This window comes from Klebsiella sp. CN_Kp066 (assembly GCF_040065135.1).
GTDB classification, from domain to species: Bacteria; Pseudomonadota; Gammaproteobacteria; order Enterobacterales; family Enterobacteriaceae; genus Klebsiella; species Klebsiella oxytoca.
Genome location: NZ_JBEAIU010000055.1, coordinates 288093 through 300001 on the forward strand (window position 1 = coordinate 288093; position 11909 = coordinate 300001).

Consider the following 11909-nt stretch of genomic DNA (forward strand, 5'->3'; position numbering starts at 1 on the left):
TATGTCCTTGCGTGCTTTAGCGACAGTCGTGGTAACGACGGTGATGATGCTTCCCCACGCGTGGGCCGATACGGCGTGGGAAAGTTATAAATCGCGTTTTATGATGCCGGACGGGCGTATTGTTGATACCGGTAACGGCAACGTCTCTCATACTGAAGGGCAGGGTTTTGCCATGCTGTTAGCGGTGGCCAACGACGATCGTCCCGCCTTTGACAAGCTCTGGCAGTGGACAGATAAAACCCTGCGCAACAAAGATAACGGGCTGTTTTACTGGCGCTATAACCCGGTGGCGCCCGATCCAGTGGCGGATAAAAATGACGCCACCGATGGCGATACCCTGATTGCCTGGGCGCTGCTGCGCGCGCAGCAGCAGTGGCATGAAAAAACCTACGGTACCGCTTCGGATGCGATAACCGCTTCGCTGCTGAAGCATACGGTGGTGACCTTCGCCGACCGTCAGGTGATGCTCCCGGGCGCAAAGGGATTTTATCTCAACGACCATCTGAATCTGAATCCATCCTACTTTATCTTTCCCGCCTGGCAGGCCTTCGCGGCGCGTACTCATTTGACCGCCTGGCGAAAGCTGAAGAGTGATGCTCAGGCGCTGCTGGGGAAAATGGCGTGGGGGAAATCGCAGCTACCCAGCGACTGGGTCGCCTTAAGAGCGGACGGCAAGATGGAGCCGGCAAAAGAGTGGCCGACGCGGATGAGCTTCGATGCTATCCGCATTCCTATGTATGTCTACTGGGACGACCCGCAAAGCAGCCTGCTGACGCCGTGGAAAAACTGGTTTCAGCGCTATCCGCGTCTGCAGACGCCGGCCTGGATAAACGTCAATACCAATGAGGCCGCGCCGTGGTTTATGACCGGCGGGCTACTGGCGGTACGCGATTTAACCCTTGGTGAAGAGCAGGCCGAGCCGCAGATTAATTCCCAGGACGACTATTACTCCGCCAGCCTGAAGCTGCTGGTATGGCTGGCAAAGAAAGAACGGTCGTAAACTGTGGAATGCGCCTCGAATAACGCAGTCGAGCCGGGTGCTGAGATCTGAAGGGCGCCGTAGAATTGTGGGCAAGCCGGCTTGCCCGGTGAGGCGCAATGTTGCGGGGGCTTGAACCCCGGCGGCATCGATTGATAGGTTGCTGGAAAGAGAAAACCCCCGCACGTTGTTTGGTATCAACCTGGCAACGTCTCGGGGGCTAATCTCGAACCTCAACAATTCGAGGATAGCCGCGAACGGTTGCCATTGCAATAAGGCGGCTGTATGACGCTTGCTCAGTGGGGTCTGCTGCTGTGGGACGATCTGGCGGCTCCGGTCATTGCTGGCATTCTGGTCAGCATCATCGTGAGCTGGATGGATAATCGCAAGTAGACGACCGGTGGGCATCTGCCTGCCTTAGTGGCAGCATGCGCCCGAACGGGGCCGCAGGAGTAACATCCTGCGGCCTTTTTCGTTTTGTTGCAGCAACAAAACACTTTCCTGGAATGCGTCTCGCATGGTGCGTAATGGCGGAGTGCGGGTAGCCGATCGGGCCAGTAGAATCGTCGGCAAGCCGGGCTCGCCCGGTGAGGCGCAATGTTGCGGGGGCTTGAACCCCGGCGGCATCGATTGATGGGTTGCTGGAAAGAGAAAACCCCCGCACGTTGTTTGGTATCAACCTGGCAACGTCTCGGGGGCTAACCTCGCATCTAGACAATTCGAGGATAGCCGCGAACGGTTGCCATTGCAATAAGGCGGCTGTATGACGCTTGCTCAGTGGGGTCTGCTGCTGTGGGACGATCTGGCGGCTCCGGTCATTGCTGGCATTCTGGTCAGCATCATCGTGAGCTGGATGGATAATCGCAAGTAGACGACCGGTGGGCATCTGCCTGCCTTAGTGGCAGCATGCGCCCGAACGGGGCCGCAGGGGTAACATCCTGCGGCCTTTTTCGTTTTGTTGCAGCAACAAAACACTTTCCTGGTATGCGTCTCGCATGGTGCGTAATGGCGGAGTGCGGGTAGCCGATCGGGCCAGTAGAATCGTCGGCAAGCCGGGCTCGCCCGGTGAGGCGCAATGTTGCGGGGGCTTGAACCCCGGCGGCATCGATTGATGGGTTGCTGGAAAGAGAAAACCCCCGCACGTTGTTTGGTATAACCTGGCAACGTTTCGGGGGCTAATCTCGAACCTAGACAATTCGAGGATAGCCGCGAACGGTTGCCATTGCAATAAGGCGGCTGTATGACGCTCGCTCAGTGGGGTCTGCTGCTGTGGGACGATCTGGCGGCTCTGATCATTGCTGGCATTCTGGTCAGCATCATCGTGAGCTGGATGGATAATCGCAAGTAGACGACCGGTGGGCATCTGTCTGCCTAAGTGGCAGCATGCGCCCGAACGGGGCCGCAGGGGGAACATCCTGCGGCCTTTTTCGTTTTATTGCGGATAAGGTACCCAACTGCCGCCGTTCAACTGAACATACGGTTTACCCTGATACTGAATGACGATGGCGTTGGAGTTTTCCGACACCGCCGCGCTCTGCGGCAGGTTGGCAATGTACTGCTGCCAGTTGATGTCATTCTCATCAAACATCTTGCCGTCGAGGGCGCGAACCACCAGCTCAGAAACCGCCAGGTAGCTGCTTGGCTGGCTGATGATAATCGGCGCATCGGGATGTCTTGCCTTAATGCCGAAGAATTTCACCGCCGCCGGCACGTTGGTAATGGATGGGCTGGGAATATCGCGCAGACCGGAGACCTGCATTTTATCGCCTTTTAATGCCGCGCCGTGTTCAGGCACGACGATGACCATCACCTTGCGTCCCGATTTCTCCAGCTCAGTAAAGAAACTGTCCAGTTCGTCGAAGAACTTCTGCGCACGGGCTTTATAGTCCGCGGTTTTGCTCTGGCCCGGATAGTGGTTGCCGTCGTGCAGCGGCAGCGTGTTGTAGAAGGTCGCCGTGCGCGGCGTATTCAGTTTATCCAGCGACTGCAGCCAGCGGTTCAGCGTCGCCTGGTCATCATAGACCGGTGAGCCGTCAAAGCCCTGCAGAATGACCGGCAGGCCGCTTTGATCCATCAATGGGCTCTGGATACCGCCCAACGAACGAAGCTCTTTCAGGAAGTCGCCGAAGACACCGTTGTGACCGAGCATCAGCTGCTGGGTGAAGCCCAGCTTCGCCAGGTTTTCAAACAGATAGCATTCGCTGCCTGAGGGTTGATAAAGGTTGGCGTGAGAGAGCTGGCCGCAGCTGGCGCGCAGCAGACGCGCCGCTGCCGGCCCGCTGTAAGAGGTCGCCGAGTTAAAGTTTTTGAACAGCAGGTCAAAATGCTTCCACAGCGGATGCTCCATCAATCCCGCTGCTTCGATATCCGACCATGAGAGCGAGCAGATGTTGATGATCAAGACATCAAACGGCTGGGCATCGGCCGGGAGTGCATCAGGAAACGTGGTTTTGCGTTTCTGCTCAGAGGCGTAAAAGGTATTCAGCCAGTTGGTCAGATTGGCCGATGTCGGCGGCTCCGTTTGTGCAGGGATATCGTTATTCGCCGGGGCGGCGTTGGTCGCGACGATTGCCCCGCCACCGGTATTCGGCGCGTTATTCGCCGCCGCGGTCGTCGGCTGACCTGCCGGCCAAAGGGTAAACGAGGGCAGCAGCGGACTGGCGACCAGCCAGATCATAATTGCTGAGACAAATACCGTTACCCGTAGCCACTGGCTGATAAACAGCCACAGAACCAGCAGCACGAAGAACGCGCCAATCATATTCCAGTTAATAAAGCGGGTTACCAAATCCCAGATATAGTCGGCGCTGAAGCCGGCAATCTGCGAACCCTGGCTGACGATGCTTTCCGGGCCGGGCAGCCAGGTGTCGTGCCAGAACAGCATAAAGCCCAGCGGGATCGCTATCCAGTGGCGAATACGGTGCAGCTTATATTGCGGAATCGGCACCAGCAGAAAGGCCAGAAACACCAGGTTTAGCATGGGATGAAAATTGAGGTATCCCGCCCATAGCAAGGCAAACTTCACCAGAAAGTAGAAGTTCCAGCCAGATAGGCCGCGCCAGTAGCGCCAGAGCGGAAGCGACGCTGAGGGGGTTTTAGGTTTGGTCATTTCGTTGATTTGCCTTGCCTGGATGCCGCTTCCCGGCGCAGCACGCCAGCCGGTTTGACATAACGGGGTTTAAAGAACATCAGTCTTAACGTGGTGCGAATTCGCCGCTGGTAGTGGCGCGTAAGGTAACCCAGCGGAAAGAACAGCAGGGCGCACAGGACGACCAGCTGAATAATATCGGCAATCGACATCATAAGGTTGGCTCCCCGTCGATGGACAGACGATGCGGCTCGGGGGTTCGCCGCCAGCTACGTCCGTCGTGGGTCGCGTTGATAGGCGTTTTTTTGGCAAGCGAAACAGGCAGCGGCGTATTCCAGTTCTCCGGCATAATCCCGCGCATCTGCAGGATTTCAGCCGCTATCTGCTTATCTTCAAACCAAATCATACGATTAGAGAAAATATCGCCGGTAGGTAAAGGGAAGATATGGTTTAACGCGGTGTCGAGGTCGTTCACCCGGCAAAATGACAGAAACAGCACCAGGCGATTATTACCGATGGTCATGATGTCGCCCATGCGATTAGGCTTACACAGCGTCAGCGCCTGCTCTACGCGCAGACCGGGCGCCGGGCGCAGCGCCACCATCACCCCTTTGCCGTCGGCGGGCAGCATGGTGTTGGCCATAATATTGTGCACCGCTTCGCAGAAGGCATCCCACTTCTGGTAGCCGCGCAGCTTCAGCGGCTGGCTCCAGTTCAGCAGAGTATTAAAATCCTCCGGAATATGGCGAGTAAACTGCTGTTTTTGAACGCTTTCTATAAGCGTGAGGCAGCGCGATAGCGGTGCGCCGCTGGGAATAACCATATTGGCGCCGCTGCTCAGTAGCAGGCGTTCATCGGTGGCGCGCAGGCTTGGCGTTTGCTCGCGCACGACAATTTTCAGCGCGCTACCGCGCTGGCGGCGCAGGGTGTGGATATAGCGTCCCAGCTGTTCAATCTGTTCGTTCTGGGTAATGGAGAAAATCAGCGTCGCCGCCTGCGCCATTCTGCCGGCGTTGAAAACGGCGTCATTGGTTTCGAACAGCGTCCAGTATTCGGAAAGCGCGGGCGCCCCCTCCAGTACGCGCAGGTTGCTGAGGATGGTTTTCTCGTCGCTGCGCGGTTGTACCACCGTTTCCTCGTCCTGCGCCAACCGCCAGCCGTTTTCATCGTGTAAAACAATGAGCTGCTGCCGGGCGCTGATGCCCTTTTCGCTGCCCCACCAGGCAATATCGAACAGGTGGTTATCTCCCTGGTAACGTATACTTGCCAGTCCGGAAAGCGAGCGGTACTCGCGTAATAAAGGGGAAAGTTGCTTATCGATATCGTGCCCGGAATTAAGCACTAATAATGAACAACGATGATAATTAGTCCATCGATATGATTTCTCAACCCAATTGCATAATTGTTCGCTTTTAATATTCTGCCAGGCATTTTCAGCACATAGCAGAATAAACAAATAATTGCCAGGTTCGAGGGAACAGACTAAATCGCGGTGCATTTCTTCCAGCCCTTCAAAGCGGTTCGGCATGGTAAATAATGCGATTTTCTCAGGCCCGCGATCTTTTTCTAATTTTATGATTTCATTTGGGTTATCACCCATGGCTATCGTCGCAACGCGAGCCTGTTTATCCTGGGCCGCAAGCGTATGATTAAGCAAGCTTACCGCGTCCGCATGGCGGTCGACATTGAGCCACCACACGCCGCCAACGGGCATATGGCACACTTCGTCCCATAATGATGAAATACCCAAAGAATATACGATATCCACGGTGTCCCTCGTGAGACCTGTTTTACACTTGATTAGTTTACTAGCGAAAGCGACAGAGTAAACCTAACATTGAAATTAAAGGACATCAGTTTTAGCATGTAAACCTATTTTAAGGATGAACGAACGCCTCTCGGTATAATTTATTAATTTTTCCAACGGACAGAGAAATGCCAGCAAAAGAGCCTGCTGTACCCACCGATGCGACTTTGGGCTATACGTTTCAAAATGATTTCCTGGCGTTAAGCCGGGCATTTTCCCTGCCTGATATTGATTATCATGATATTTCCCGACGCGAGCAGTTAACCGCGGCGCTGAAACGCTGGCCGCTACTGGCTGAATTAGCAGAGAAAAAGTAAGGAAGCCATCGATGGCTATTCTGGGATTACAAGGCGTGCGCGGCGGCACCGGCACCACGTCGATCACCGCTGCGCTGGCCTGGGCGCTGCAATTACTCGGGGAAACCGTGCTGGTGGTGGACGCCAGCCCGGATAACATGCTGCGCTTCTTTTTCAACGTCGATTACCGCCACAACGCGGGCTGGGCGCGCGCCCTCATCGACGGGAACGACTGGCGAGACGCCGGGCTGCGCTACACCTCGCATATCGATCTGCTGCCCTTTGGCCAGCTAACGCCGGGCGAGCGCGAGAATATTGACCAGCTTCAGACGCCGCTGGCCCCGATGGCCGGGATGGTGCAGAAGCTCCATCAGCAGGGCGATCACCGCTGGCTGCTGATTGATCTGCCGGACGGGTTCTCACCGCTGACCCGCTCCCTGATTGACGTCTGCGATCGCACGCTGGTCGTGGTGCATCCGGACGGCAACAGCCATATTCGCCTGCATCAGCAGGCGCTGCCGGTCAATAGCGATATTTTGATTAACGATCTGCGCGTCGGCAGCCAGCTGCAGGAGGATCTCTATCAGCTGTGGCTGGAGAGCCAGCGCCGCATTTTGCCGGTGACTATTCATCGTGATGAAGCGATGGCGGAGTGTCTGGCGGCGAAGCAACCGCTCGGCGAATATCGCCAGGACTCGCTGGCGGCGGAAGAGATACTGACGCTGGCCAACTGGTGCCTGCTGCACTACGCCGGAAGGGGCGCGGAATGATTCGCCTGAGTACGCTACTGCTGGCGCCGCCGGTTGGAGAGCGGTTGAGCGAACGCTATCGCGATTATCGCCAGCACGGCGCGTCGCGGCTGGCGGCCGCGCTGGGCTGCTTGTGGGCATCTCTGGCATGGGCGTTTATGCCGCTGGAAACCCCGCGCTGGCAGGCAATTCGCGAACATCATGGCGAGTTTTTCCCGCATATTAATCCGCATCGACCGCGCCCGCTGGACCCGATTCGCTATCTGCTGCAAGCCCTGTGGCTGCTGGTGACGCGGGTGCCGGAGCCGGATAAAAAGATCAACTGGCGTTCGCTGGCGGCGCTGGAAGGCGTGCAGGGGCGCTATGCGCAGTGGCTGGAAAAGCTACCGGAAAAGGTCAACGCCCGCACCGGTCATCTGGATAAGCATAAGGAGCTGGGGCATCTGCATCCAAAAGTGCGGCGGCTTCTCCTTGGCACGATAACCTTTTTCTCGCTGATCCTGGCGCTACTCTGTATTACCCAGCCGTTTAATCCGCTCTCGCAGTTTATTTTTCTGCTGCTGCTGTGGGGCGTGGCGCTGCTGGTACGGCGCATCCCCGGGCGCTTCTCGGCGCTGATGCTGATCGTGCTTTCGCTGACGGTCTCGTGCCGCTATATCTGGTGGCGCTACACCTCGACGCTAAACTGGGACGACCCCGTAAGCCTGGTGTGCGGGATAATCCTGCTGTTCGCTGAAACCTACGCCTGGGTGGTGCTGGTACTGGGCTATTTCCAGGTCGTCTGGCCGCTGAACCGTCAGCCGGTTCCGCTGCCGGAAGATATGGCGCAATGGCCGACGGTCGATATCTTCGTGCCGACTTATAACGAAGATCTCAACGTGGTGAAAAACACCATTTACGCCTCGCAGGGGATCGACTGGCCGAAGGACAAGCTTAATATCTGGATCCTCGATGACGGCGGGCGCGAAGAGTTCCGCCAGTTCGCCAAAGACGTTGGCGTGCATTACATCGCGCGCACCACGCACGAACACGCGAAAGCCGGGAATATCAACAATGCGCTGAAGTACGCCAAAGGCGAGTTTGTGTCGATTTTCGACTGCGACCACGTGCCGACCCGCTCGTTCCTGCAGATGACCATGGGCTGGTTCCTGAAGGAGAAAGAGCTGGCGATGATGCAGACGCCGCACCACTTCTTCTCTCCGGACCCGTTTGAACGTAACCTGGGGCGTTTTCGCAAAACGCCGAACGAAGGCACGCTGTTTTATGGCCTGGTGCAGGACGGCAACGACATGTGGGATGCCACCTTCTTCTGCGGCTCCTGTGCGGTGATCCGCCGCGGCCCGCTGGATGAAATCGGCGGCATTGCTGTGGAAACGGTCACCGAAGACGCCCACACCTCTTTGCGCCTGCACCGTCGCGGGCACACTTCGGCCTATATGCGTATTCCGCAGGCGGCCGGCCTGGCGACGGAGAGCCTGTCGGCGCATATCGGCCAGCGCATCCGCTGGGCGCGCGGGATGGTGCAGATATTCCGCCTTGATAACCCGTTGTTTGGTAAAGGGCTGAAGCTGGCGCAGCGCATCTGCTACGTCAACGCGATGCTGCACTTCCTGTCCGGTATTCCGCGGCTGATCTTCCTGACCGCGCCGCTGGCGTTTCTGCTCCTCCACGCCTATATCATCTATGCGCCGGCGCTGATGATCGCCCTGTTCGTGCTACCGCATATGATTCACGCCAGCCTGACTAACTCGAAGATTCAGGGTAAATACCGCCACTCTTTCTGGAGTGAGATCTATGAAACGGTACTGGCGTGGTATATCGCGCCGCCGACCGTTGTCGCGTTGATTAACCCGCATAAGGGCAAATTCAACGTGACGGCAAAAGGCGGCCTGGTGGAGGACGAGTACGTCGACTGGGTGATCTCGCGTCCCTATATCTACCTCGTGCTGCTGAACCTGGTCGGCGTTGGCGTGGGTATCTGGCGCTTTATGTACGGCCCGGAAAACGAAATTTTGACCGTCTGGGTCAGCATTATCTGGGTGTTCTATAACCTGATTATTCTCGGCGGCGCGGTGGCGGTATCGGTTGAAAGCAAGCAGGTGCGGCGCTCGCATCGCGTGGAGATGTCAATGCCGGCGGCGATTGCCCGCGAGGACGGGCACCTGTTCTCCTGTACCGTCCATGATTACTCCGACGGCGGCCTCGGCGTCAGAATTCACGGCGAGGCGCAGGTGCTGGAAAGCCAGCACGTTAAGCTGCTGCTGAAACGCGGGCAGCAGGAGTATGCCTTCCCGGTGCGGGTCGCGCGGGTCAACGGCAGTGAGGTTGGGCTACAGCTGCTGCCGCTAAGCAATCAACAACATATTGATTTTGTGCAGTGTACGTTTGCCCGCGCAGATACGTGGGCGCTTTGGCAGGATAGCTTCCCGGAAGATAAGCCGATGGAAAGCCTGCTGGACATCCTGAAGCTGGGGTTCCGTGGATATCGTCACCTGGCGGAGTTCTCCCCGCCGTCGGTGAAGGTTATTTTCCGCTCGCTCACCATGCTGGTGGCCTGGTTTGTTTCGTTTATTCCGCGCCGTCCGGAACGCGCTGCGGCGACACTCTCGGCAGAACCGGCGATGGCCCAACAATGATGATAATGCGATGAACAGAAAACTCTCTTTGATTTGTGCAGTAGCGGTGGGCATTGGCGGCTGGTCCTCCTTCGCGTCGTATGCGGAACCGACAGCGGCAACGGCAGCGGCGCAGACGACAACCGTGCCCGGTATTGCCGGTACGGTAGCGGACGGCCAGCCAACGGCGACCCTTGCCGATCCGGCGGCACCGGTGGTGGTGCTCGATAACGCCCCGAGCCGCGACGTGAAGCTGACCTTCGCCAAAATCGCTCCGCCTCCCGGCAGCATGGTACTGCGCGGCGCGCGCCCCGAGGGTTCGGTCGAGTTCGGCATGCGCAGCGATGAGGTGGTGGCGAAAGCGTTGCTTAATCTCGACTACACCCCCTCTCCGTCACTGCTGCCGGTGCAGTCGCAGCTGAAGGTTTATCTTAATGATGAGCTGATGGGCGTTTTGCCGGTCACCAAAGAGCAGTTGGGCAAAAAAGTCAGCGCGCAGATCCCAATCGATCCTCTCTATATCACCGACTTTAACCGCGTGCGCCTTGAGTTCGTCGGCCACTATCGCGACGTCTGTGAAAACCCGGCCAGCAGTACCCTGTGGCTGGACGTCGGTCGCGAAAGCTATCTGGATTTAACCTATCAGTCGCTGAACGTGCGCAACGATCTTTCGCATTTTCCTGTGCCGTTCTACGATTCGCGTGATAACCGCCAGTTGACGCTACCGATGGTCTTTGCCTCCTCGCCGGGTGTCCTTCAGCAGCAGGCGGCGGCGATCGTTGCCTCCTGGTTCGGCAGCAAGGCGGGCTGGCGCGGTCAGCAGTTCCCGGTGCAGTTCAATGCGCTGCCGGACCGCAACGCCGTTGTTTTTGCGACCAACGATAAGCGCCCGGACTTCCTGCGCGAGCATCCACCGGTTAACGCGCCGACTATTGAAATGATCGACCATCCGGATAATCCGTACGTTAAGCTACTGGTGGTCTTTGGGCGAGATGACAAAGACCTGCTGCAGGCGGCGAAGGGGATAGCGCAGGGCAATATTCTGTTCCGCGGCAGCAGCGTGACGGTTGACGATGTCAAACAACTGCAGGCGCGTAAACCGTACGATGCGCCAAACTGGGTGCGCACCGATCGCGCGGTGACCTTTGCCGAGCTGAAAACCTACGAACAGCAGCTGCAATCCAGCGGCCTGGTGCCGGATTCCATTAACGTCGCGCTGAACCTGCCGCCGGATCTCTACCTGCTGCGCGCCAACGGCATCGATATGAACCTGAACTATCGCTACACCATGCCGCCGATCAAGGACAGCTCGCGCATGGATATCAGCCTGAACGATCAGTTCTTACAGTCTTTCAGCCTCAACAGTTCGCAGGATGTGAATAAGCTGATTCTGCGCCTGCCGGTGCTGCAGGGGCTGCTGGATGGCAAAACGGAAGTGACAATCCCGGCGCTGCGCCTTGGGGCGATGAACCAGCTGCGCTTCGATTTTCAGTATATGAACCCGATGCCCGGCGGCTCTATCGATAACTGTATTACCTTCCAGCCGGTGCAGAATCATGTGGTGATTGGGGACGACTCGACCATCGACTTCTCGAAGTACTATCACTTTATGGCCATGCCGGATCTGCGCGTGTTTGCTAACGCGGGCTTCCCCTACAGCCGGATGGCCGATCTCTCCGATACCTTAGTCGTGGTGCCGAAAGCGCCGACCGAGGGCCAGGTGGCCACGCTGCTGGAAACGGCCGGCGGCATCGGCGCGCAAACCGGCCTGGCGGCGATTAACCTGCGCATGACCGATGACGGCAGCCAGATTAAGGACAAAGACGCCGACCTGCTGCTGATTGGCTCTATTCCGCAGGCGCTGAAGGACGAAACGAAAATTAACCTGCTGGTTGAAGCGACCAAAAGCTGGGTGAAAATGCCGATGCGCCATTACGACCTGGCGAGCATCTACCCCGATACCGAAGCCAGAACGCCGAATACCCGCACTGATATCACGTCATCCGGGTCGATGGCGGCGATAATCGGCTTCCAGTCGCCTTACAACGATCAACGCAGCGTCGTGGCGCTGCTGGCCGATAGCCCTCGCGGTAACGAATTGCTCACCCAGGCGCTTAACGATAGCGGTAAACGCGCGGCGATGTTTGGCTCCGTCTCGGTGATTCGCGAGTCGGGCGTCAACAGCCTGCGGGTAGGTGATGTTTACTATATCGGGCATCTGCCGTGGTTCGAACGCATCTGGTTTGCGCTCTCCAGCCACCCGGTACTGCTGGCGGTGCTGGCGGCATTAAGCATCGTACTACTGGCGTGGGTGCTGTGGCGCATGCTGCGTATTATCAGCCGCCGTCGCCTCCACCTTGATGATGAGTAGTTGC

General features: G+C 57.5%; 11 protein-coding genes. 8 read left to right on the top strand and 3 right to left on the bottom strand.

Translation table 11 applies throughout. From position 1 onward, the window contains the following. Position 1 precedes the first annotated feature (1 nt). From ABLV75_RS23400 to ABLV75_RS23415, 4 genes are all read left to right on the top strand, one after another. Positions 2 to 1000, top strand: a complete 999-nt coding sequence (locus ABLV75_RS23400) for a glycosyl hydrolase family 8 (RefSeq protein WP_016807736.1) — start codon at positions 2 to 4, stop codon at positions 998 to 1000. A 264-nt stretch (positions 1001 to 1264) separates the two neighbouring features. After that, positions 1265 to 1372 carry a type I toxin-antitoxin system toxin Ldr family protein gene (locus ABLV75_RS23405; RefSeq protein ID WP_004116246.1) on the top strand — a complete coding sequence of 36 codons (108 nt, stop codon included), beginning with the start codon at positions 1265 to 1267 and terminating at the stop codon, positions 1370 to 1372. A 370-nt stretch (positions 1373 to 1742) separates the two neighbouring features. Then, complete coding sequence (locus ABLV75_RS23410) at positions 1743 to 1850, top strand: type I toxin-antitoxin system toxin Ldr family protein (protein ID WP_004116246.1); 108 nt, start codon at positions 1743 to 1745, stop codon at positions 1848 to 1850. Between the two features lie 369 nt (positions 1851 to 2219). Next, on the top strand, positions 2220 to 2327 hold the full coding sequence (locus ABLV75_RS23415) for a type I toxin-antitoxin system toxin Ldr family protein (protein ID WP_004106717.1): 108 nt from the start codon (positions 2220 to 2222) through the stop codon (positions 2325 to 2327). 84 nt (positions 2328 to 2411) lie between these two features. Here the strand turns inward: ABLV75_RS23415 and bcsG are convergent, their stop codons facing one another. From bcsG to bcsE, 3 genes are read right to left on the bottom strand one after another with little or no spacing between them, the layout of a single operon-like run. After that, positions 2412 to 4088, bottom strand: coding sequence for a cellulose biosynthesis protein BcsG (gene bcsG / locus ABLV75_RS23420; RefSeq protein ID WP_004106716.1), 1677 nt, complete (start codon positions 4086 to 4088; stop codon positions 2412 to 2414). Beyond that, complete coding sequence (gene bcsF, locus ABLV75_RS23425) at positions 4085 to 4282, bottom strand: cellulose biosynthesis protein BcsF (RefSeq protein ID WP_004106715.1); 198 nt, start codon at positions 4280 to 4282, stop codon at positions 4085 to 4087. The genes bcsG and bcsF overlap by 4 nt, the downstream gene beginning before the upstream one ends. Continuing rightward, positions 4279 to 5835: a cellulose biosynthesis protein BcsE gene (bcsE, locus tag ABLV75_RS23430; protein ID WP_004106714.1), complete on the bottom strand. Its 1557-nt coding sequence runs from the start codon at positions 5833 to 5835 to the stop codon at positions 4279 to 4281. Before bcsE ends, bcsF begins: the two co-directional genes overlap by 4 nt. Positions 5836 to 6002: 167 nt before the next feature. Here bcsE and bcsR point away from each other — a divergent pair, with 167 nt between their 5' ends. Genes bcsR through bcsB form a run of 4 tightly spaced genes read left to right on the top strand, consistent with a single transcriptional unit; the run spans position 6003 to position 11905 of the window. Next, positions 6003 to 6191, top strand: coding sequence for a cellulose biosynthesis protein BcsR (bcsR, locus tag ABLV75_RS23435; RefSeq protein ID WP_004106713.1), 189 nt, complete (start codon positions 6003 to 6005; stop codon positions 6189 to 6191). A gap of 11 nt (positions 6192 to 6202) precedes the next feature. Then, complete coding sequence (gene bcsQ, locus ABLV75_RS23440; RefSeq protein WP_004106711.1) at positions 6203 to 6940, top strand: cellulose biosynthesis protein BcsQ; 738 nt, start codon at positions 6203 to 6205, stop codon at positions 6938 to 6940. After that, positions 6937 to 9555, top strand: a complete 2619-nt coding sequence (gene bcsA / locus ABLV75_RS23445; RefSeq protein ID WP_004106709.1) for a UDP-forming cellulose synthase catalytic subunit — start codon at positions 6937 to 6939, stop codon at positions 9553 to 9555. The genes bcsQ and bcsA overlap by 4 nt, the downstream gene beginning before the upstream one ends. Before the next feature lie 10 nt (positions 9556 to 9565). Then, positions 9566 to 11905: a cellulose biosynthesis cyclic di-GMP-binding regulatory protein BcsB gene (gene bcsB / locus ABLV75_RS23450; protein WP_004106707.1), complete on the top strand. Its 2340-nt coding sequence runs from the start codon at positions 9566 to 9568 to the stop codon at positions 11903 to 11905. Positions 11906 to 11909: the final 4 nt, after the last annotated feature.

Bases quoted from the DNA above. Each gene is read 5' to 3' on its own strand.
- ABLV75_RS23400 (WP_016807736.1), top strand. From the start codon at position 2: ATGTCCTTGCGTGCTTTAGCGACAGTCGTGGTAACGACGGTGATGATG.
- ABLV75_RS23405 (WP_004116246.1), top strand. From the start codon at position 1,265: ATGACGCTTGCTCAGTGGGGTCTGCTGCTGTGGGACGATCTGGCGGCT.
- ABLV75_RS23410 (WP_004116246.1), top strand. From the start codon at position 1,743: ATGACGCTTGCTCAGTGGGGTCTGCTGCTGTGGGACGATCTGGCGGCT.
- ABLV75_RS23415 (WP_004106717.1), top strand. From the start codon at position 2,220: ATGACGCTCGCTCAGTGGGGTCTGCTGCTGTGGGACGATCTGGCGGCT.
- bcsG (WP_004106716.1), bottom strand. From the start codon at position 4,088: ATGACCAAACCTAAAACCCCCTCAGCGTCGCTTCCGCTCTGGCGCTAC.
- bcsF (WP_004106715.1), bottom strand. From the start codon at position 4,282: ATGATGTCGATTGCCGATATTATTCAGCTGGTCGTCCTGTGCGCCCTG.
- bcsR (WP_004106713.1), top strand. From the start codon at position 6,003: ATGCCAGCAAAAGAGCCTGCTGTACCCACCGATGCGACTTTGGGCTAT.
- bcsQ (WP_004106711.1), top strand. From the start codon at position 6,203: ATGGCTATTCTGGGATTACAAGGCGTGCGCGGCGGCACCGGCACCACG.
- bcsA (WP_004106709.1), top strand. From the start codon at position 6,937: ATGATTCGCCTGAGTACGCTACTGCTGGCGCCGCCGGTTGGAGAGCGG.
- bcsB (WP_004106707.1), top strand. From the start codon at position 9,566: ATGAACAGAAAACTCTCTTTGATTTGTGCAGTAGCGGTGGGCATTGGC.